Below are 20,993 nucleotides of genomic sequence, written 5' to 3' on the forward strand. Positions count from 1 at the left end.
ATCGGTCGCAATGCGCGGACCAAGTCGAGATCAATATACACATTTTCCCGACCCGCCGTACCGTTTGTTTACGTCAGGGCAAGTTCATTGTTCCACCGCGAGCGCGACCCACTGCAAAAATATCTTCCCGCATGCGCCCTGTTTCTGCAATGTTCAGTGCTAAGACCCGCGACGCAAGACATCGGATGTGGGTTCAACGACCGGCAGCAGAGGTAGGAAGATGAGAAAATCGCTTTTCGGCGCAGTTGCGTTGACACTGATGGCCGCAACCGCGCAGGCCGATGAGGGCCGCCTTGGAATCGAACTGAACAAATTCGAACCCGCCGACAACGGCGGATGCCGCGCGTTCTTCCTATTTCGCAACCGGACTGACAACAGTTTCGAAGAATTCGAGATGTCGCTGGCCATCCTCGACAGCAATGGTGTGATCGACCGGCTTCTGTCCATCGACGCGGCCCCCCTGCCCGTTCAACGCACCGTTCTGAAACTGTTCGAAATCCCCGAGATTGAATGCTCCAATATCTCGGAGGTACTGCTGCATGACCTGCCGGCCTGCAAGCCCCAGAACGCCGAGCCTCTGGATTGCTTCCCACTGCTGGCGCTGGGCAGCAAGACCTCAGCCAATCTGGCGCAATAGATCATGTTCGGGCTGGAGACACTGGGCGCAGGAGGCCCAATCATCGCAATCCTTGGCGCGTTGTCGCTGCTCTCGGTCACTTTGATTGTCATCAAAGCGATGCAACTGGCCCCGGTTCGGTCCGGCGGAGGCGCGAGGGACACGGCGCTGGTGCAATGGTCCAAGGGCGACAAGCAGGCGGCACAGGCAGCCGTCGCTGCGGGGAAATCTCCGGCTGATCGCGTATGCGCCTATGCCATGCAGGCGCTGAACGATGGGTTCAAGGGACCCGCCTTGATGGCCGAACTTACTCGTCGCGGCAATCAGGAATTCGCCGCCATGAACACATGGATTCGCATGCTGGAGCTGATCGCGATGATCTCGCCCCTGCTCGGCCTGTTGGGGACTGTGACCGGTATGATCCAGTCGTTTCAGGAGCTGGAGCTGGCGCAAGGCGCGGCCAATGCCTCGGTCCTTGCGGGCGGGATTTGGCAGGCCCTGCTGACCACCGCCGCCGGTCTGCTGGTCGCCATCCCCGCAGCTGTCGGCGCATCGCTGCTGTCGGGCCGAGCAGAAGCGGGCGCTCAGGCGATCGAGAACGCGGTCGGGCAGCTGATGGTGATCGAGGAACGCGGCACGCAATAGGGGATCACACATGTCCGCCGAGCTTAGCCTGAACAGACGCAGACCGACACGGCCCCTGATCTCACTGGTGCCGATGATCGACGTGATGCTGATCCTGCTGGTGTTCTTCATGGTGACCTCGACCTATCTGAACCTCGACATGATCCCAGCATTGGCTCAAGCGGATCGGTCTGCACCCTCCGGCACCTCGGGTGAACCCGCCAGCGCCATAGTGATCCGTATCGGAGGCGACGGAGCGCCCTATTTCCGCGGGCAAGCGCTGACCTCTGAGGACCTTGAGGCGCTGTTGTCCGACAGAATCGCCCAGGCTCCGTCAACTCCGGTGATCGTTCTACCCACCGGCAGCGCCCGCATGCAGGCGCTGGTCACTGTCATGGACGTCATCACCCGCGCAGGCGTGACCAATATGCGCGTCGTCCGGCTGGAGGCGCGCCCATGAGGATCACTCGTCCCGCCCCGCGCCATCACCCCGAAACCATCATCGCCCTGATAGATGTCGTCTTTTTTCTACTGGTCTTCTTCATGCTCATCGGACGCATGGACGCCACCGCGCCATTCGACGTGACCCCGCCGGTGTCGCAATCCGGAGCGGATATGCCAGCGGGCGGATTGACCCTGTCGGTGAGCGCTGATGGCCAATTGGCCCTGGACGGAACAGAGCTTTCGGCGGATCAGATCGCGCAATCGGTTGAGGCGGCGCTGTCCGAACAGCCCGACCTGCTGCTCCGCATCAACGCCCATCAGGATGCCGCCCTACGAGAGGTCTTGCCCTTGATCGCCACGTTCGAGGCGATGGGCGCGCGGGATGTGGTGCTGGTCGTTACACCTCCGGGTCCGGTCCGGTGACGCGCACTCCATTGATATGGGGCGTTGCGCTGTTTTGCTCTGTCGCTATTCACGCCGTGGCTGCGGTCATTCTGCTTTGGTCCACGGAGCCTGAACCCGTTTTCGAGCAACCCGTGCCGGAAACGCGGATGCAGCTTTCGGCGCATCAGGTGAAACAAAGCACCGCCGCGCAAGCGCAGCCGGATACAGAGGCGACCTCAACCGAGGAAACAAGCGGCGCGCGATTGGCGCAGGGCCTTATTCCGCAATCCCCGGCCCCAGAGATTGCCGCGAATGCCCTAAGCCTCGCGGCCAGCGACCAGGTGGCCAGCCAAACGCAGGCTCTGGCGGCCGTTCCGGACAAGCCGCAACCTGTTGTTGCCGAACAGGCAGTTCCGGTAACTCTGGCCTCGGCCGAGTTGCCGACGACCACCCTGTCATCCAACCGCGCGCCGACGGATACAGTGGCGTTGACACAACCTTCCTTTGATACCGCTCAGGCCGTGCAGGCGCGGCCCGTCGCTTTGACCCAAACCCAACCGGACGTCCCAAAGGCCAAGGCGGCTGATGTGTTTTCGGCAACCGGCGATTCCTCGATTGATCCCGTAAGCCTCGCCGCCTTTCAAAGTTTCACGCGCCCCGAAGATGCAGGCCAAGCGGCTGAGGACCTGCGTGATGGTATAGACGGTCTGCTGGCCCAGGTACCGTGCTCACGCCTTCAGGTACAGTTCCGCCCAGAAACAAATACCCTCGAACTGATCGGTCATATCCCAGAAAACGGCCTTCGTGGGCCTGTCCTGTCGGCGCTTCAGGCGCAGATGGGGGCCAATATTCAGGTCACCGACAATCTGCTGATCCTTCCCCGACCCCAATGCGGCGCGCTTAGCGGGATCGTCGATGTGGGCTTGCCACAATCGACCGACCAGATCACCAACCCCCTGCTGGTGGGCGATGATATTCACACGCGAGAGTTTCGCTACGCCTCGGGTCAGCAACTGGTCCTTGATCTGACCGGAGCCGACTACGACGCCTATATCTACGTCGACTATTTCGACGCCGACGGTCAGGTCATACACCTGAGCCCAAACGCATCGGTCCCTCTTGCCCGAACACCCGCCAAATCTGCATTCAAAGTTGGCGCTGAAAAACAAGGCGACCCCGGCCTTTTCATAACCATCGGCCCTCCATACGGACAAGAAATCGCAGTGGCCTTTGCGGCATCGACCGCGCTCTTTGACGAGGAAAGACCCTTGATCGAACCGGCGGGACCTTACCTTGAATTTCTCAAGGACCGAGTCGCCGACGCCCGCGCCAAGGACCCAGAATTCAAAGGCGAATGGGTCTATTTTTTCATAACCACGTCCGAATAGGTCAGCCGCGGGCTACCAATCGACCCTTTCATAGGCCTCCGTCTCGATACTCGTAATCTCGGTGTGTGATGGCGAGATAACGTCTTCATTCAAAACATCGTCTGTGTCGTCTTGCGCAGCGTCGGATGAATCAGCATCCCAAGATGCTACATCCCCGTTGCCCGAGGCATTCGCAAAAAACGCGAATTCATCCGGCGCATCGAGTTTCGTAAGCGCATCAACATCTCCAACCTCCATCGAAAACGCGGTTGTCGATGTCACCGGCGCGCCGTTAAAGCCGGTATCCGAGATCACGATCTGGCCTTCAATTGCGCCCTCGAACCCCGGTGGTGGCGAGATTTCAAGGTAGCCGATATCCCAGCCGCTCACATCAACCGGCCCCCCATCCGACATCACCGCGGCCTCTGCGCCTACAATCAGGCTGTTGGCTAGCAACCCCTCAATTGCCACATCCGCCTGATCGCTGGCACCCGTCAGGTCAATGCCAAGCGCCAAGGTCCCATTTTCCTCAATCGCCAAGCCCGGATCCGCCTGGACTAGGGCGCGGCCCTCTGTATCAGGGCCATCCCATTCCAGTTTTAGCCCCGCATGCACGTAGTTTTCGAAATACCTGACCTCGATATCGTGGGTGCCGGGGTCGAGTTCGATCTGGCCGGCTCGGGTCCTATAGGCGTGCAGACCATCATTCTCGATCACCTCGACACCATTGACGAATAATACGACGCCATCATCCCCTCCGGCAAAGAAGGTGTATATGCCGCCCTCTTCGACCGAAATGCGCCCCTCCAAGCGGGCACCGAATGTGTCTTTTGATCCGCCTTCCCAGAACGAGTCAGCGCTGTTTTTGTAGTGAATTTCAGCCACGATTTCCTGATGACTCGGGCTCGCGCTCCAATCAATGTCGTCCAATTTCAACAATCTACTTTCCACATCGAAGTAACTGGCTTGAAATCCTCCAGCCACTTGCGCAGTCGGGGCAAAAACCTGCGCCGGATGAACCTCGAATGACACTGTCTGGAGCGCATCTTGACGACCACCTAATTCGGTTGGAGTGGAGGAACGTACCCCCACATCAATAGGGCCCGAGAAATCGAATGGAGGTTCTATGGTCAGCGCTCCCCCCTGCCAGCTGCCCATTTCTACTGTCCCGTCTGGACCGGCAGCATGGGTCTGACCGTCCACTTCAACCTGCGTGCCCGGCGGCAATCCATCCAAGGAAAACAGGGTATCATGGCCAATTTCCAAAGCTGCTGTGTCAATATCGAAGGCCAGCGGAGTCCCCGCTACAACCTGCGCCTGAGCGACATCCGGAGCCGAAACAAGCTGTTGGCCGTCAGGGCCGGGGCCATCCCATTCCAGTTTCAGGCCTGCTTCGCCCGAATTCTCAAAATAGCGAACCTCGATAGCATGCGCTCCGGGTTCGAGGTCAATCTGGCCCGTGCGTGTTTGGTATCCATGTGAATCGTCCTCATTGATGACTTGTATACCATCAACAAAAAGCATCGCGCCTTCGTCTGCTCCGAGATGGAAAGTGAACGTCCCGCCCTCGGAAACCTGTACCGTTCCGGAAACCTCAACGCCAAAAGTGTTTCGCGACCCGTCTTCCAAAAAGGACCCGCGGCTAACTTCGTAGTCAATCTCCGTCGTGACCTCCTGATGCACGGCGGGCGCGTCCCAGTTCACGTCCTCAAGTCGCGATACGCCGTGGTCGGCATCGAAACATTTGGCATGAAACCCGGTGCTGATCGACATATCGGGCCTGTCTGCGACAGAGATCGAAAATGTCTCGGTCGTGCTTAGCCCACCTTCGTCGACGACAGTCACATCAACCGTCAAGGCCTCAGCCTCACTGCGATCTAGCGCCACATCCGGTTTCAAACGTAGCTGCCCCCCAATCACTTCGAACCTGTCATCCGAGACCTCGACCCGGTGCGTATCACCATGATCAGGATCATCGAACCGGACCTGACCAATCACAGCGCCCGCGACATGTTCAGCCACGGCGAGCTGCGTTTCGGTCAGAGTGATATTGTCGACCAAAGCGCCATAGGAGTCGTTCTGGCCTTCGGCCTCACGCAGTTCCAGCTTGTCCTGGCCAGTACCAACTACCTGCAGTTGGAACGTCTCCCAATCCGACGATTTTGGATCCAGTTCTGCAACCAGAGTGTCGTTCCAAAACACCTCAACCGTATCGGTACCATTCGCAAGGCGTTCGCGCAGGTCGAAGCCCAGATCATAGAGCTGCCCCTCCTGCGTCTGCACAACCTGAGAGATGCTATCCATGCCCCAGCCATGGTCCATCTCCATCACCTGATCCCCGTCCGAGGCCTGCAGCCCTCCTAGGCGGTCCCATATCTCGATCCCGTTGGCATCGGTCCAGGCACCGGATTGATCATCGTCAAACCCCCTCCACCGGCCCTGTTGGAGATCGAATTCCTCAAAGCTGCCGTTCCGGATCAGGTTTTCTGTTCCGTTTTGAACAGTCAGATCAATCGGCGCTTCGTTGATATCCTGAACCGATATCGAGAATGTTTCGGTGACGCTCAAGCCTCCGGCGTCGGTCGCCTTGATACTGACTTCAATGTGATCTGCGCCCTCGTAGTCCAACGAGATACCCGGCCGCAAGCGCAATTGCCCGTCGGAGATTTCAAAGCGTCCATCCGAGATCTCATAGCTGTGGGCGTCATTCAGATCAGGGTCCACGACGGTAACATTGCCAACCGACGCCCCCATCGCGTTTTCGGCCACTATAGTGCTGTCCAGCGACACTTTTTCTGGGCCTTCGTTCACATTCGCAACGTCGATCGTGAAACGCTCAGTCAAGCTTAAACCGCCTTCATCCGTGACGGTGACATCCACCTCAACACTGACTGCGTCTTCATGGTCGAGCGCAACGCCGGGTTTCAATCGCAACTGACCGTCGACGATTTCGAACCGGGGGTCGGACACCTCAAACTGATGCGGCCCTTCCGAATCCGGATCAAACACCGTAATGGTCCCGACCACCGCGCCTTCATCGTTCTCTGTGAGGCTTGAGCCGTCAAGCATGACATCCTTGGGGGCTTGGTTTTGTTCTTCCTGTGGCTGAGGGGGCGAGACCGCAGGAATTGTCGGAAGGGTGGGCGCGTTCGGCTCGACCTCAGGCGTAACGTCCGGAAATTCAGCCGATATATCGGCAGTAGGAAGCGGTCCGACAGTTGTTTCAGCAGAGGAGACCCTCTCTTGGTGATCCGATTGCCCACTTTCGCCAGATGGGCTTGTATTTAAGGGCGACCCAGCCCGTGCGACAACGCTTTGCGGTACGCTTGCTATGCCTGTTTCAACACCTTCTTCAACCACCGTTCTCTCAGCGAAATTAACGCCCGCCGGAGGTGCTCCGCCACTGGTCTGAGCTTCATCCAGCACCCCTTGCGCCTGTTCGCCGGTATGCAGAGTACTCCTGGTCGGGTCCTCAGCCGAAATTGCAGGTGCCCGTGAAAGATTTTCTGCAATATCCTGCATTTCGCTTTGCTCAGACTTCGCGGAATTCGCTTGAAAATTCAGATTGATGTCCGGCTTTTTCATCGCAAAACCCCGATTTGTATACTGACGACTCCCAAAAATCAGTAGCACGCGGAGCTTTCTCGTACGTTACTGAAATACATACATTTTTTTCTAAATTTAGCGCATCACGCGACCTGATGTTTACTCGTTTTTAAAAGCCTCGACCCCAAACCTAGGGGGCAAATGAACGGGCGTGAACACATGAAGGCGAACAGGGCGGTCAAGCGTAGAACAAGGCTGCGGATGGGTATTCCTCTGCTGGCGGCGTCGCTTTCCCTGAACATCTTGTCCCTTCTGGCGCCAATCACCATTCTGCTGATTTTCGACCGCATCATCCCCTTTCAGGCGACCGAGACGTTGCGCATCCTGACCTGGGCACTGGTGATTGGGGCTGGGCTTGAGTTTTTGTTGCGTTGGGCGCGTTCTGTGCTGTTGACAACCGGGGCCGAAGAGAGTGCTGTCACCCGCCAGCGCCGGTTCCTTGAACAGGTTTTGAACGCAAACCCGATCCACTTCTCCCAAAACACCGCCAGCACCTATTTTGACCGCTTCATGGCGATCAGCCAACTGCGAGAACACCAATCAGGTCAGAGCCAGACGCTCGTCATTGATCTGCCATTTACGATCCTGTTCGCCCTCATGATCGGCTTGATCGGAGGGTGGTTGGTTCTGGTTCCCATTGCCGCGCTCTGTATCGTTTTAGTGTTTGCGGTTGTGATGAAGCATCAGCAATGGTCCCTGTTTGAGCGTCGCAAGGCACTGGATACCCGCCGCTATGCGTTCCTCTCGGCCCTGCTGTCCAGCCTGTCCACGGTCAAAGCCAACCGGATGGAGCCTCAGATGGCCCGAAGGTTTGAGTTGTTGGAGGACCAGACCGTAGAGGTCAGCCGCAAGCTGATCCTGTTCTCGGGTTTTGCGCAGAGTTTTGGCGCTGTTTTCGGGCAGATCATGGTTGCCACAATGGGCTTACTGGGGGCTTATCTCGTCATTCAGAACATGATCGGAATTGCCGAATTGGCGGCCTGTATGCTTTTGAATGGTCACATCATTCAGCCTTTAATCAAGATCATGGCGATATCGGTTCAGTCAGAAAGCGTCGCTTTGTCCCGGCGGAAACTGCGCGAAATGGACAGTATTTCTCAGCAACCGCCAGGCTGGATCGGGCACAAAAAGCTCAAAGGTGATCTCCGGGTCGAAACGCTATGCCTGTCGCACCCACAAAACAAAGAGGCCGTTAATCGCCCAGTGAGTTTTCACGTGCCGCCCGGCACTGGGATACTGATAGAAGCCGAAGAAAGTTGGATGGTCGATGCCCTATTTGCGACCATTCTGGGCAACCAAGAGCCCAATGCCGGCTCGTGCCTGATAGATGAGGCTGCAACAACTGAACTATCCGCCCCTGTCAGTCGGGGCGGGATAGTAGCGCTAGAGCGCGACCCTGCAGTCTTATCAGCAACCTTGCTGGACAATCTAGCCGCGTTTGGCGGCACCGAAACGGTTGAACGTGCCAAACAGATTGCCTCCAAGCTTGGTTTGGAGCGGCGTATTCACCGGCTGCCAGAAGGCTACAATACCCAGCTGGGCAAGGGGTCGAGTTTTGAAAGCGATCCGGTCAAGCGACAACTGATCGCGCTGACCCGAGCCCTTGCTTTACGCCCTCGGATGTTACTGATGAATGAACCCTCGTCTGTTCTGGACGCACCTGAGCGTCAGGCCTTGGCAACCTGTTTGAAAACGCTTTCGCCGCCCCCCACTCTGGTGATCGCAAGCCCCGACCCCCGGTTGCACCAGCTGACGGATCAATCCGCCCAGCTGGGCAACATCCGGACCTCCGATCTGCTTCAATGGCAAGAGGATGCTCATCGAGACACTGATGAAGTGTGCCGCATGAAAAGAGGTGCCGCATGACCACTTTGACGATTGAAAACACCACTCAGCTTTTCCAGTCGCTCCTGCAGGCAAGTGGTTGGAAACATGACCGAGACAGCTTGATCGAAGCGTTTCCGCACTTTTCTCAACGCTTGCAGCCGAGGGACATTGCACAAACCCTGGATAGTCTCGGAATACCATTCGCGCAGATAAGGTGTCGGATGCACGAGATCGCGGCCTCGGACTGTCCTGCCCTGGTGCTGCCCGATCATGGGCCAGCCTTCCTCGCGCTTAACGGTAAAGGCGCGCATGTACTGGTTGATGACGTAAAGACGGAAAATCCACGGTTTCAAAAGCTTCCACGTCACCGGTGCACCCTGTTTCGGATCGATCGTTTTGCCTATGACCACTCCGCGAAAACGCAGATCACCGTATCGCAGGCCTTTCGCGACCTCCGCCCGATCCTGCCGGGTCTTTTGTTTGTTTCCATGCTAAGCAACGTCCTTGGCCTTTTCGCCCCGCTGCTCATCATGGCCGTTTACGACCGGATCATCCCGTCGGGATCAGTCGATATGCTGCTGTCACTGGCCGTTGGCGTCGCCGTCATCGCGGCGACGGACATGGGCTTTCGCCACATGCGCACGCGTGCGCTGGCGTATATTGGATGGCGCGGCGAGCAAAAGCTAATGACAGCCTTATTCCGGAAACTGATGGCTCTGCCGATGGGCCAAATGCAAAGCTCGGACGTGAACCAACACCTGTCCCGGTTCCGCCAGTTCGAGGCCCTGCGAGAGATGTTTACCGGGCAGATGATCACCACGCTTCTGGACCTGCCCTTTGCCCTACTGTTCGTTGCCATTCTGCTCCATCTTGCGCCAAGCGTTGGGCTTTGGACACTTGCGCTGGCAGTGGCTTTGGCCATCTTGGGATTGATCACGATCCCGCGCCAGAAACAACTTGATAAGAAAGCGGCACAGGACGCCGCGCACGGCCAGCTGGCGGTACAAGACGCAATCGTCCATCAAGGCGCCTTCGCAAGCCTCGGAATGCAAACGCGGTGGCTCCAGCGCTGCATGCCCTTGATCGAAACCGGTGAGGAAAGCATAAAGCGCGCTCGGCAATTCCAAGCACTTGCGCAGTCATTGGGGCAAACGCTTGCGGCCTTGGCCACAACCGGTGCAATTATTTTGTGCGCCCATGCCGCCATGTCCGGGTCATTGAGTTTTGGCGCTCTGATCGCCTCAATCGCGTTGGTGTCAAAGATCTTTGGCCCACTACAGGCGCTGTATTCCGGATTTCCGCAGCTTTTGTCTTTCCAGGCCAGCCGCGAGCAGGCAGACCGGGTGCTGTCCCTGCCGCAAGAGATGGAGCTTGGGCTCGGCCGGTCCCACCAAAAAGCGCTGAGCGGCTCTATCTCGTTTTCCTCGGTGACACATCGCCCGGATCTACTGCGCCCTCCGATCCTGTCGCAAGTCAGCCTCGCATTTAATCCGGGCGAAGTCGTAGTTGTCCTGAGTAGTGACACCGCTGCGCGGACGGCTGTTCTGGATCTAATCGATGGTCTGGCATCCCCGATTGGGGGAACGATCGAACATGACGGGATCGACATCCGCCAAATCGCACGGGACGAGCTGCGTAAATCGATCACCTACGCCACCTACGAGAAATCCCTCTTCTATGGCACAGTTGCGCAGAATTTCCGTTTGGCCGCGCCGTCCCTTTCCGACATGGATATTCAAGCCTCGCTGGACCGGATGGGCTTACGACAAGGGCACAGCATTCTGCCAGACGGTGTGCAGACGCGTCTTTCCGACGAAACCATTTCGCAAATGCCCGATGAAATTTTGAAATCTCTTACCCTTGCACGCAGCATGGCACGTCCAGCCTCGGTCTATCTGTTCTCGGAGCCGACAAACGGATTGAGCGACACGCGCCGTCAAGCATTCAAAACCTGGGTCAAGGAGCAGGCCAGAAATCGCACGGTGATCATCGCGACAGCAGATCGTTCGTTTCTGAACATTGCCGATCGCTTAATCTATCTCAACGCGGGCCAGGTTGCTGTGAACGACACCGGAGAAGTCGGGCGCAAGAAGATGTTGGCCGCCCTGAAAACGCTTGGAGCTTGAAGATGGTTTTCCGCACACAGTCCGCAAACCGAGAAGGACCGCTTGACCGCAGCGCTCGACGAAAGCGTGCCCGCGCGCCTCGGTTCGCGGCGTTTCTCGCGCTTGCTATCACCGGTTTTCTTGCCAGCCTGATCGCTTTGTCATGGCGGACCGATGTCCCACAGATCACACGCGCGCCGGGCACTATCGTTCCGAAGGGCCACTATGTTCAGATCGAAACCATGGAAGGCGGGATTGTCCGTTCAGTCCATGTTCAGGACGGTCAAACTGTGGAAATCGGTGATGTTCTGGTCGAGTTGCACCACCCCGAGCTAACACAAGAGATGGAGGTCCTGTCCGCGCAAGCCTCCTCTGTCGCGCGGGATCTAGGAAATGCACAGGCCGTGCTTGCCATGCTTGAAGGCGATGCTCCGCAGAGGTCCACCCAGATACAAACGCTTAGGAATGCAGGTCTGACGACGGCGGCGGCCCGTATTGAGCTATTCCTGGAAAGCCAGAAGGTTCAGCGCGTTTCGATTGAGCAGCAAACCAAGACCTTGCAAATTCTTGAAGACGCCGCAGAGTTCGCGCGCCAAAGGGTCACAAAGAAAGAGCAGGTTCTGGATCGCTACGCGAAGCTGCAGACACAGGGACTGAAATCTCTCAGTGATTTTCTGGAAGAAGAAGACGAAGTCGACGCCATGCGCGCCGCTGCCGAGGACGCCCGTGTCCGCGCCGCCGAGGCACGAAACACTTTGACCCTTGCAAAGGCGGCCGTCGCAGAAGAGGCGCTGACGCTGAGAGAGGACGTGCTTACCCGCATAAACGCGCTGGTACACGAACATCACCAGTTGCAGACCTCGCAGAAACTCGTAGAGGCCAGACTCGCCGACCTGCGCCTGATCGCTCCGGTGCGTGGCGTGATCCAGTCGGTGGCCTCACCCAATCCCGGTGAGGTGATTGCCCCCGGCGAAACGCTCTTTGAACTGCTTCCGACCCGGCAGAACCTCATGGTCGAGGCCCGCATTCCCAATTCCGAGGTGGGGCACGTGGCCCCGGAACACCCGGTGGCGATCAGCGTCGATACGTTCGATGCCCGCCGCTTTGGTAAGGTCGAGGCACGGTTGCAGTCGGTGCATCCCCTGCCCATGACCGACGAACAAACTGGCGAGACCTATTTCCGGGCCTCCTTCGTTCTGGCGGACTCAACTATCGGCAACGGCGCGTTCAACCGTCCGCTGCAGGCGGGTATGACCGTTGTGGCCGAGATGACAACGGGTGAGCAGACACTTCTCAGCTATCTGTTGAAACCGGTCCAACTGACTTTGGAGCGGGCCTTCAATGAAAGGTAGGGCGTTCTATCGCTTGTGACCTTTCCATCTCATCAGGCTGAAACAGGCAAACAGGATTGCAGCGACGCACACAATTGACGGCCCTGCAGGTGTGTCGAACACGTAAGCAGCTCGCAAACCGGCTACGGCGGAAACCGCTCCGATGGCGGCTGCGATTAAGGCCATGGATTCGGGCGATCGAGCGAGGCTACGCGCAGCAGCGGCAGGAATGATCAGCAAAGCTGCGATCAGAAGAACGCCCACGACCTTGATTGCCACCGCAACGGTTACCGCCAGAGACAAGGTCAGGATCAATTGCTCGCGCTTTGGATCATAGCCGCTGGCATAGGCCAGCTCTTCGTTCAGGGTCGCGGTCAATAGCTGCGACCAACGCCAGCCGATCAGGGCAACAACCAGTGCCGCCCCGCCCCAAATCACAGCAAGATCCGTGCGCGAAACCGCCAGAATATCGCCGAAAAGATAGGCCATCAGGTCAATGCGGACGCCTGAAAGAAACGACACTGCGACGAGGCCAAAAGCCAGCGCAGAATGGGCGAGAACGCCCAAAAGCGTGTCCATCGCGTATCCTCGACCAGAAAGTAAGGTAACCGTCAACGCCATCAGCAGAGCTACGGCCAATGCGCCCGCGAAGATAGACATCTGGAAGGTTAGTGACAGCGCAACGCCCAGAATGGCCGCATGCGCGGTCGCGTCGCCAAAATATGCCATTCGGCGCCAGACCACGAAACATCCAAGCGGAGCCGCCGCAAAAGCCACACCAATCCCGGCAAGTGTCGCGCGGGTCATAAAATCATCCAGCATTATTCTGCAGCGTCCTGAGAGCTATGATCGTGGTCGTGATGATGATCGTGGTCATGTCGGTACAGCGCCAGCGCTCCTCCGGTCCCTGTCCCAAACAAGGCGCGATATTCAGGGGCTGAGGCCACAACAGCGGGCGAGCCTTCGCAGCAGACATGACCGTTTAGGCAGATCACCCTGTCCGAGGCACTCATGACCACATGCAACTCGTGGCTAATCATCAAAATGGCGCAGCCGGTCTCGCGGCGCACGGTTTCAATCTGCCGGTAAAAGGCCGCTGAACCGGGTTGATCCAAACCCTGCGTCGCTTCGTCCAGCAAAAGGATATCCGGGTGGTTGATCAAGGCACGCGCCAGCAACACGCGCTGAAACTGCCCGCCGGACAATTGTGTCATCTGCTGCTTCAACAGATCGGGAACGCCTGCTTCCTCAAGCGCCTCGGCGCAGCGGGCGCGGCTGACGTGATTGGTCAGGCGCATGAAGCGCTCGACTGAAATGGGCAGCGTCGGATCGATATGCAGCTTCTGCGGCACGTATCCGATCCGCAGGCCCTGTTTGCGTGTAATGCGACCCTTTGCAGGTTTGATGGCCCCGATAATTGCACGCAACAAACTGGTTTTGCCGGACCCGTTTGGCCCGACAATTGTCACGATCTCACCGGGTTCGATGATCATATGGACATGGCGCAACACGGTATTGGCCCCGTAGCTCACGCTCAGGTCTTCAACGGTGACAAGGGACATTGCTAGGCCTTTTCGGTGCAGTCAGAGCAGAGACCTTCGGCTTCTACTACAGTACGTTCGATTTCAAAACCCACGGCGCGGGCGACATCGCCAAGGGCCCCGCTATCAACGGCCGAGGAAGCTTCGGCCACCGCGTCGCAACCGCGGCAAATCATGAACACAGGTGAATGCGTTGCTCCCGGATGGGCGCAGGCCACAAAAGCATTCAAGCGTTCGATCTTGTGGACAAACCCGTTTTCGACCAGAAAATCCAACGCGCGATAGGCCACGGGCGGCTGCGAGCCGAACCCCTCATCCCGTAGGCGATCAAGGATGGCATAGGCACCAAGTGCCCTGTGTTCCTGCAACAGCATTTCCAGCACCTTGTGGCGCACAGGCGTCAGGCGTAGCCCCTCGGCGTTGCACTTAGCCTCGGCCATGGCAAGGCCGGTTTCCACGCAGGACACGTGGTTATGATCATGGAACCCCACCGGCGCAGCTTCGCTGGTCGAGTTCTGTTGCCTCTGACTTGTCATGTTATCTTATATCATATATGCCGCGATTAAATGTTATAAAATCACACAGAGGGTCCAATGTCCAGAAACCTCCTTTCCATTTCGATCACCGCTGCATTGTTGGGCGGCACCGCCATGGCCGACGTCCCGAATGTGGCCGTTGACATTGCCCCAGTGCATTCGCTTGTGGCCCGTGTGATGGACGGCGTGGGCGAACCCAGCCTGATCGTTCAGCCGGGCGCCTCACCTCATGAATACAACCTACGCCCGTCCGAGGCGGCAGCTCTGCAAGAAGCGGATCTGGTCTTTTGGATCGGCGAAGACCTAACACCGTGGATGGAAAACGCCGTGGAAACGCTCGCTGGCGGCGCGGGTGTAACAACGCTGCTGGAGGCGGACGGAACCACTCTACTGGACTTCCGCGAGGACGCGTTGTTCGAGGCGCATGATCACGGCGATGACGAGGATCATGACGACCACGGTCACGAAGATCATGGTGATGATCACAAAGACGAACACGCCCATGATGATCACGACGATCACAAGGATGAACATGGTCACGATGATCACGACCATGACAAGGAAGATGATCACGCGCATGACGACCATGGCCATGAAGAGCACACAGACCATGATGATCATGACGACCACGAAGGTCACGCGCATGGCGACCACGATCCGCATGCCTGGTTGTCGCCTGCAAACGCCGGAACATGGCTGAACGTGATTGCCGCTCAACTCTCGGCTGCTGACCCAGAAAACGCTGGTAAGTACTTTGAAAACGCAGCCGCCGCGCGCGCTGAGATGGAGGCGCTGTCAGCCGAGATCGCAGAAACGCTGTCCCCAGTTAAAGGTGGTAGCTTCATCGTGTTCCACGACGCCTATCAGTATTTTGAAAATGACTTCGACTTCCCCGCATCCGGCGCGATCTCGATCAGCGATGCGTCCGATCCTAGCCCTGCGCGCATTGCGGAGATTCAGGGTCGCATCAAAGAAGAAGGGATTGATTGCGTTCTGTCCGAACCGCAGTTCAACCCCGGCCTGATCGCAACTGTGATGGAAGGGTCCGAGGCCAACACCGCCGTGATTGACCCGCTTGGGGCCGAACTTGAGCCCGGCGCGGCGCTCTATCCCCAACTTCTGCGCAATATGGCGAACACATTGGCTGAGTGCCTCTAAGGCAAATCAACGCCCGGCCGGATCAACGGCCGGGCATCAAACTCAAGCAATGGGGCAGACCGTTTCAGGAAATCTTGCCCCAATGCGCTGACCCTCTTCCCCTCTGCCAAAACGCTGTCTAAGAAGTCCTTCCGACCCAGTATCAGGAGGCCCCCTTGGACCGTATCGCCCGCACAATAGCCACCGAAGTCAACGCGCGCGCGGATCAGGTCTCGGCCGCCGTACGGTTGCTGGACGAAGGCGCGACCGTGCCCTTCGTGGCCCGCTATCGCAAAGAGGCGACAGGCGGGCTGGACGATACACAGCTTCGAACCCTCTCGGACCGGCTGACTTATCTGCGAGAGCTGGAGGCGCGACGGCGGACAATCCTGACGTCGATCAAGGATCAGGGCAAACTGTCGGATGATCTCGCGAAATCCATCGCCGGAGCCGAGACCAAGGCGCAGCTGGAAGATATCTACCTGCCCTACAAACCAAAGCGGCGCACCAAGGCGATGATCGCCCGCGAAAACGGGTTGGAGCCACTGGCCGACGCCATTCTGGCCGATCGCAATGCCGACCCGGAAGCGCTTGCTCAGGGCTATCTGTCCGAAGCTGTCCAAACGACCAAGGACGCACTGAACGGCGCTCGTGACATCGTGACCGAGCGGCTGACGGAAAACGCCCTTCTACTAGGTGAGCTGCGCAATTTCATGCAGCAAGAAGCGCTTTTGTCGTCAAAACTCGTTGAGGGCAAAGAGAAAGAGGGCGCGAAGTTCAGCGACTATTTTGACCATTCCGAGCTTTGGGCGACTGCCCCCTCGCACCGGGCGCTGGCCATGTTGCGAGCCTCAAAAGAGGGGATCGTCACGCTGGATATCGCCCCTGAACCTGAGGTCGGCGCGGCGCGGGCTGAGGCAATTGTTGCCTCGCATCTACAAACTCGTGGCGATGGCCTCGGCGACAAATGGCTGCGCAAGGTTGCGGGCTGGACCTGGCGGGTCAAGCTGTCGCTTTCCATGATGGTTGAGCTGATGGCCGACCTGCGCAGCCGGGCGCAGGATGAGGCGATTCAGGTGTTCTCGCGCAACCTCAAGGATGTTCTGTTTGCGGCCCCGGCGGGTGCACGTCCCACGCTGGGTTTGGATCCAGGCATTCGAACCGGCGTCAAAGCCGCCGTGGTGGATGCCACCGGCAAGGTGGTGGCAACGGATACGCTCTATCCGTTTCAGCCGAAAAACGATCTGCGGGGGGCGCAGGCGGCGATCTTGAACCTGATCTCGGCCCATCAGATCGAGTTGATCGCCATCGGCAACGGCACCGCCAGCCGTGAAACCGAACGGATGGTCGCCGACACGCTCGGCCTGCTGCCCAAATCGGTCAAAGCCCCCACCAAAACAATCGTGTCCGAGGCCGGGGCCTCGGTCTATTCCGCGTCGGAGCTGGCCGCGCGAGAGTTCCCGGATCTAGATGTATCCCTGCGTGGTGCGGTCTCGATCGCGCGCCGTTTGCAAGACCCATTGGCCGAGCTGGTGAAGATCGAACCAAAATCCATCGGCGTCGGGCAATACCAGCACGACGTCGACCAGCATCGCCTATCCCAGTCGCTGGCCTCGGTCATCGAAGATGTGGTGAACGCGGTCGGTGTCGACCTGAACACCGCCTCGGCCCCGCTGCTGTCGCATGTGTCGGGCCTTGGCCCCGGCTTGGCCGAGGCCATCGTACAGCACCGCGATCACAATGGTGCGTTTCAGTCCCGCAAAGACTTGTTAAAGGTCGGTCGCCTTGGCCCACGCGCCTTTGAACAATGCGCAGGATTTCTACGCATCCGGGAAGGAGAGGAGCCGCTGGATGCCTCATCGGTTCACCCCGAAGCTTATGACGTCGCCCGCCGCGTGGTCGCTGCCTGCGGCCGGGATATCCGGCAGATCATGGGACATGACGGGGCGCTGAAGGGCTTGCGGGCTGAACAATTCGCCAATGAGACCTTTGGCCTGCCCACCGTGCGCGATATCTTTGCCGAGCTTGAAAAACCGGGTCGTGACCCGCGACCCAGTTTTGTCACAGCGTCGTTCCGGGACGGCATTGAGGAGATCACCGACCTCAAACCCGGCATGCTGCTGGAGGGGACGGTGACCAATGTGGCCGCCTTCGGGGCCTTCGTGGATATCGGCGTTCATCAGGACGGGCTCGTCCATGTCAGCCAATTGGCGGATCGGTTTGTCAAAGACCCGCATGAGGTGGTCAAAACCGGTCAGGTCGTAAAAGTGCGTGTGGTCGAGGTTGACGTCCCCCGCAAGCGGATTGGCCTGACCATGCGCAAAGATGGCGGGGCGCAGCAACGGCGCGGACCGCGCTAGGCTCAGCCGTTCTGGTAGTAGAAAGACAGTTTGCGGCTGACACCACCGGGAGGGGGCGGGAACGGTGCGGCCCCCCTGACCTGCTCCTTCGCAGCCCGATCTACCTGGTCCGAGCCCGAGCTGGTGATGACCTCGACCCAGGCCAATGAGCCATCCGGGTCGATCTGAAAGAACACCTGCGCGTAGCCGCGAACCGGTGCGTAAACCTGAGGCGCGCGGTTCAGATGCACCAGAACTTGTCCGGCATAGTTGGTCGTGGTGGAATTGCCCGGCCCTCGCCCGCCGGACTGGTTGCCCCGGTCATTGCGGGTGAACGCGTCAATCCCTTCGCGCTGATAGGCCGCCAGTGGGGATTCAATGGTTTGTTCGGGGAATTTCAGGTTGTCAAAATTGCGCGTACCGGGCAGCGCAGGTTGAACCTCGTCCGAGGGCGTCCGATTGGGCAAGCGCGGTCGAATGGAAGTTGCCACCGCCTGTTCGGTTCCTTCGCTGTCTTCCACGGGTTCGGCTTCCTCCGGCACAGGCTCTACTGCGATTTCTGGCTCATCAGCCTCTTGTTCCAACGGCACGGGCGCGACCTCGACGGGCGGCAACGCGGCCAGTTGCTCAGCCTCCGGCGTTTCGACCGGCTCGACCGGCTCTGCGGCACTGGCTTGCGGGATTTCGACGGCATCAGATGGCTCGGCCAGTGGCGTTGTATCGACCTCATCACTTGCTGCCGTTTGCGTCTCAGATTGGTCAACGGATTCGGTCGCTTCAGGCTCAGGCACCTCGGCCTGACCGCCGTTGGAGGGCCCGGTATCAGGCGCGAAGATCTGCTCTTGCGGGTCGGGTGACGCGACCAGAGCTTCGCTTGTAGGAATCTCCGCCTCTTCAGGCTCGGGCGAGGTTTCGACCGGAGGTTCGGGCACCTCCGCTTCTTCCGGCTCAATCGGTTCGGGTACCTGCTCAGCCAGATCTTCAAAGGCTGTGCCGAGGGTCACCGCATCTTCCTCATCGCCCACAACATTTGGCGAATGGGTCAGACTGGCTGTGGTCATGCTCAGCCCCAGAATATGCACCAAGAGCGAAACCAGAACGGCCACAGCGGCGATGATGGCCGAGGTTCGGATCATTCGATCGCCTGCTGGGTGACCAGAAAGACCGATTTCGCTCCTGCACGCCGCAGCGCGCCCGTCACCTCGATCAGACGCGGGCCCGAGGCCGCGCGGTCTGGCACGATGCGGACTTCTTCGCCCTCATAATCCGCCATGTAGGTTTCGGCGTCCGTAGCCTGCCCGCGAAAACTGAGCGATCCGTCTGCATGGAGGACCAGCGCATCCGGTGGCTCACGCCCCTCAAGCTCTGCGGTGTCGACCAGCTCAAGATCGGGGTCCAAAGGGGGGGCCACGGTGCCGGCGATCAGGAAGAAGACCAGCATCAGGAACACCACATTGATCAGCGGGATCGTGGAGTCGCGTCTGCGGCGTTGCGGTGGCTGGCGGATCATCTGACTACTCCAACACCGTCACGGTCAATCCGTCTCGACCTCGCAGAGGGACCAATACATCGACAAGACGTTGCGCCGAGGTATCAGCGTCGAGGCTAATCAAAACCTGCCCGGTTTCAACTTGCGCCAACAGATCATCCAATGTGATCGAGGCCCCGTTCAGAACCAAACGATCCGGACCAAGCTGCAGGAACACTCTGTCTGCTGGCGCAGTGCCCGCGCCACTGCCAGCGGCGGCCTGCGACAATTCGATCTCAGCAAATCGCGAGAATGTGGATGAGAGCATGAAAAACAGCAGCAACAGGAAGATGACGTCGATCAGCGGCGTCATCGACAAGGGGCGTCTGACAAAGGGCGCCGTGTTACGCATGTTCTGGGGCGGCGCGCGGAGTCTGTGCCCCGGCCGTTGCCTGCAGCGCGTGACCGGGCACCAGAATGGTCCGCAGCGCTTTGTCTGCAAACACTCGCTCACGCGATGTGCGGCTTTCCAACCACGACAGAACCATCGAGGTTGGCATCGCCACCGCCAAACCCACAGCCGTTGTCACTAGGGCGACCCAGATACCACCGGCCAACAGCGATGGGTCCACCGAGGAACCAGCGGTTTGCAGGCTCTGGAACGCGTTGATCATGCCAAGCACCGTTCCGAACAATCCAAGCAGTGGGGCAAGCTGCGCGACTGTATCCAACAGGCGAAAGCCGCGCTCCAACCCGGCAAGGGCAAGACCGGCCTCGGCATCGAGACGGTCATCCACGCCGGGTACGTCCACCCCATCCATCGCAGCGCCAACGATCGGTGCAAGGTAGCTGCTGCTGTCGTTCAACCGCGTGCGCGCCGCGGCGCGATCTCCTGCGTCCCAGGCAGCCAGAGCTTCGGACAGAACCTTGTGGCGACCAACACCACAAGCCGCGAACTGCCACAATTTATACAACGTGACTGAAAGCGTCAGAACCGACATCACGATCAACACGCCAACCACCGGCCCGCCAAGCGCCAGAATTTCACGCAAATTGCCCAAGAAGTTCATCCCAAAAGCTCCACTTTGACCCGGCTGCTAAGGCTGAGCGTATCGCGACAAATAGTGCTATCTGCACCGTCGACCACGCAGGTATTTGCACCGTTGATCAAGGCGCGGCCCACCTGCGCACAATCCCTTCCCGGCAGATCAAACTGCCGCACGCGCGGTCGATCCGCAGGAAGATCTCGGAAATCGAAAAGGGACAGGCTGACAACGCCGCCTTCGGTGTCGAAGATTACGGTCTCGAACACGGCCTTGTCGATTGAGACCCCGGTTCCGTTCTGCACCAAAAACGTCAGACGGCAGGCATTGCCCACATTCTGCGCTGTGTTCAACTCGACGGACAGCGCGTCAGACGGTGCGCTTTCTGATTGCGCCCAACTGACGGCTGGCAACACGGCCGCGAACAATGCCGCAAAAGCGGTGCGATGAAACGACATGGACGGGCTCCTGCTGTTTTCTTGCCATTTGAGACCTCATACCCGAGGCTGCGAACAGGTAAAAGGGCCGCTCAGCCTGTCGTCAATCAACGGGTGGTCCCAAGTTGGTGAGGATCATGTCGTCTGCCAAGGGGTTTGGTGAGGCTTGAGAGGCAGTGACACGGCAT

General features: G+C 58.7%; 19 protein-coding genes. 10 read left to right on the top strand and 9 right to left on the bottom strand.

Annotation, left to right across the window (positions count from 1 at the left end):
* Positions 1–220: 220 nt before the first annotated feature.
* Genes ACR3FB_RS19920 through ACR3FB_RS19940 form a run of 5 tightly spaced genes read left to right on the top strand, consistent with a single transcriptional unit; the run spans position 221 to position 3,456 of the window.
* Positions 221–637, top strand: coding sequence for a hypothetical protein (locus ACR3FB_RS19920; RefSeq protein WP_480566656.1), 417 nt, complete (start codon positions 221–223; stop codon positions 635–637).
* Positions 638–640: 3 nt separating this feature from the next.
* Positions 641–1,261 carry a MotA/TolQ/ExbB proton channel family protein gene (locus tag ACR3FB_RS19925; RefSeq protein WP_480566658.1) on the top strand — a complete coding sequence of 207 codons (621 nt, stop codon included), beginning with the start codon at positions 641–643 and terminating at the stop codon, positions 1,259–1,261.
* 10 nt (positions 1,262–1,271) lie between these two features.
* Entirely contained in the window at positions 1,272–1,700 is a 429-nt protein-coding gene (locus ACR3FB_RS19930; protein ID WP_480566660.1) for an ExbD/TolR family protein, read from the top strand.
* A complete protein-coding gene (locus ACR3FB_RS19935; protein WP_480566662.1) occupies positions 1,697–2,107 on the top strand; it encodes an ExbD/TolR family protein in 411 nt (136 codons plus the stop codon). The genes ACR3FB_RS19930 and ACR3FB_RS19935 overlap by 4 nt, the downstream gene beginning before the upstream one ends.
* On the top strand, positions 2,104–3,456 hold the full coding sequence (locus ACR3FB_RS19940) for a DUF4384 domain-containing protein (protein WP_480566757.1): 1,353 nt from the start codon (positions 2,104–2,106) through the stop codon (positions 3,454–3,456). The genes ACR3FB_RS19935 and ACR3FB_RS19940 overlap by 4 nt, the downstream gene beginning before the upstream one ends.
* Before the next feature lie 12 nt (positions 3,457–3,468).
* On the opposite strand, the gene ACR3FB_RS19945 is transcribed toward ACR3FB_RS19940, so the two are convergent.
* Positions 3,469–6,957 (bottom strand): PA14 domain-containing protein, encoded by a 3,489-nt coding sequence (locus tag ACR3FB_RS19945; RefSeq protein WP_480566666.1) that lies wholly within the window; start codon positions 6,955–6,957, stop codon positions 3,469–3,471.
* Between the two features lie 285 nt (positions 6,958–7,242).
* Here ACR3FB_RS19945 and ACR3FB_RS19950 point away from each other — a divergent pair, with 285 nt between their 5' ends.
* Genes ACR3FB_RS19950 through ACR3FB_RS19960 form a run of 3 tightly spaced genes read left to right on the top strand, consistent with a single transcriptional unit; the run spans position 7,243 to position 12,325 of the window.
* On the top strand, positions 7,243–8,907 hold the full coding sequence (locus ACR3FB_RS19950; RefSeq protein WP_480566759.1) for an ABC transporter transmembrane domain-containing protein: 1,665 nt from the start codon (positions 7,243–7,245) through the stop codon (positions 8,905–8,907).
* Entirely contained in the window at positions 8,904–10,994 is a 2,091-nt protein-coding gene (locus tag ACR3FB_RS19955) for an ABC transporter transmembrane domain-containing protein (protein ID WP_480566761.1), read from the top strand. Before ACR3FB_RS19950 ends, ACR3FB_RS19955 begins: the two co-directional genes overlap by 4 nt.
* Before the next feature lie 2 nt (positions 10,995–10,996).
* Positions 10,997–12,325, top strand: a complete 1,329-nt coding sequence (locus tag ACR3FB_RS19960) for an HlyD family type I secretion periplasmic adaptor subunit (RefSeq protein WP_480566672.1) — start codon at positions 10,997–10,999, stop codon at positions 12,323–12,325.
* 6 nt (positions 12,326–12,331) lie between these two features.
* On the opposite strand, the gene ACR3FB_RS19965 is transcribed toward ACR3FB_RS19960, so the two are convergent.
* Genes ACR3FB_RS19965 through ACR3FB_RS19975 form a run of 3 tightly spaced genes read right to left on the bottom strand, consistent with a single transcriptional unit; the run spans position 12,332 to position 14,381 of the window.
* The gene (locus ACR3FB_RS19965; RefSeq protein WP_480566674.1) at positions 12,332–13,126 is read right to left on the bottom strand and encodes an iron chelate uptake ABC transporter family permease subunit; all 795 of its coding nucleotides are present in this window, start codon (positions 13,124–13,126) and stop codon (positions 12,332–12,334) included.
* Positions 13,126–13,866 (bottom strand): metal ABC transporter ATP-binding protein, encoded by a 741-nt coding sequence (locus ACR3FB_RS19970; RefSeq protein ID WP_170526947.1) that lies wholly within the window; start codon positions 13,864–13,866, stop codon positions 13,126–13,128. The genes ACR3FB_RS19965 and ACR3FB_RS19970 overlap by 1 nt, the downstream gene beginning before the upstream one ends.
* Positions 13,867–13,868: 2 nt before the next feature.
* Positions 13,869–14,381 (bottom strand): transcriptional repressor, encoded by a 513-nt coding sequence (locus tag ACR3FB_RS19975; protein WP_425084488.1) that lies wholly within the window; start codon positions 14,379–14,381, stop codon positions 13,869–13,871.
* A 57-nt stretch (positions 14,382–14,438) separates the two neighbouring features.
* Here ACR3FB_RS19975 and ACR3FB_RS19980 point away from each other — a divergent pair, with 57 nt between their 5' ends.
* Entirely contained in the window at positions 14,439–15,539 is a 1,101-nt protein-coding gene (locus ACR3FB_RS19980; protein WP_480566676.1) for a zinc ABC transporter substrate-binding protein, read from the top strand.
* A 155-nt stretch (positions 15,540–15,694) separates the two neighbouring features.
* The gene (locus tag ACR3FB_RS19985; RefSeq protein ID WP_480566678.1) at positions 15,695–17,878 is read left to right on the top strand and encodes a Tex family protein; all 2,184 of its coding nucleotides are present in this window, start codon (positions 15,695–15,697) and stop codon (positions 17,876–17,878) included.
* Between the two features lie 2 nt (positions 17,879–17,880).
* On the opposite strand, the gene ACR3FB_RS19990 is transcribed toward ACR3FB_RS19985, so the two are convergent.
* The 5 genes from ACR3FB_RS19990 to ACR3FB_RS20010 are packed head-to-tail and all read right to left on the bottom strand — an operon-like array spanning position 17,881 to position 20,826.
* On the bottom strand, positions 17,881–18,993 hold the full coding sequence (locus ACR3FB_RS19990) for an energy transducer TonB (protein WP_480566680.1): 1,113 nt from the start codon (positions 18,991–18,993) through the stop codon (positions 17,881–17,883).
* Positions 18,990–19,367 carry an ExbD/TolR family protein gene (locus ACR3FB_RS19995; protein ID WP_480566682.1) on the bottom strand — a complete coding sequence of 126 codons (378 nt, stop codon included), beginning with the start codon at positions 19,365–19,367 and terminating at the stop codon, positions 18,990–18,992. The genes ACR3FB_RS19990 and ACR3FB_RS19995 overlap by 4 nt, the downstream gene beginning before the upstream one ends.
* 4 nt (positions 19,368–19,371) lie before the next feature.
* Positions 19,372–19,698 (bottom strand): biopolymer transporter ExbD, encoded by a 327-nt coding sequence (locus ACR3FB_RS20000; protein WP_480566764.1) that lies wholly within the window; start codon positions 19,696–19,698, stop codon positions 19,372–19,374.
* A gap of 31 nt (positions 19,699–19,729) precedes the next feature.
* The gene (locus ACR3FB_RS20005; protein ID WP_480566686.1) at positions 19,730–20,395 is read right to left on the bottom strand and encodes a MotA/TolQ/ExbB proton channel family protein; all 666 of its coding nucleotides are present in this window, start codon (positions 20,393–20,395) and stop codon (positions 19,730–19,732) included.
* Positions 20,392–20,826: a hypothetical protein gene (locus tag ACR3FB_RS20010; protein WP_480566688.1), complete on the bottom strand. Its 435-nt coding sequence runs from the start codon at positions 20,824–20,826 to the stop codon at positions 20,392–20,394. Before ACR3FB_RS20010 ends, ACR3FB_RS20005 begins: the two co-directional genes overlap by 4 nt.
* Positions 20,827–20,993 lie beyond the last annotated feature (167 nt).

This window comes from Ruegeria sp. AO1, assembly GCF_056535985.1.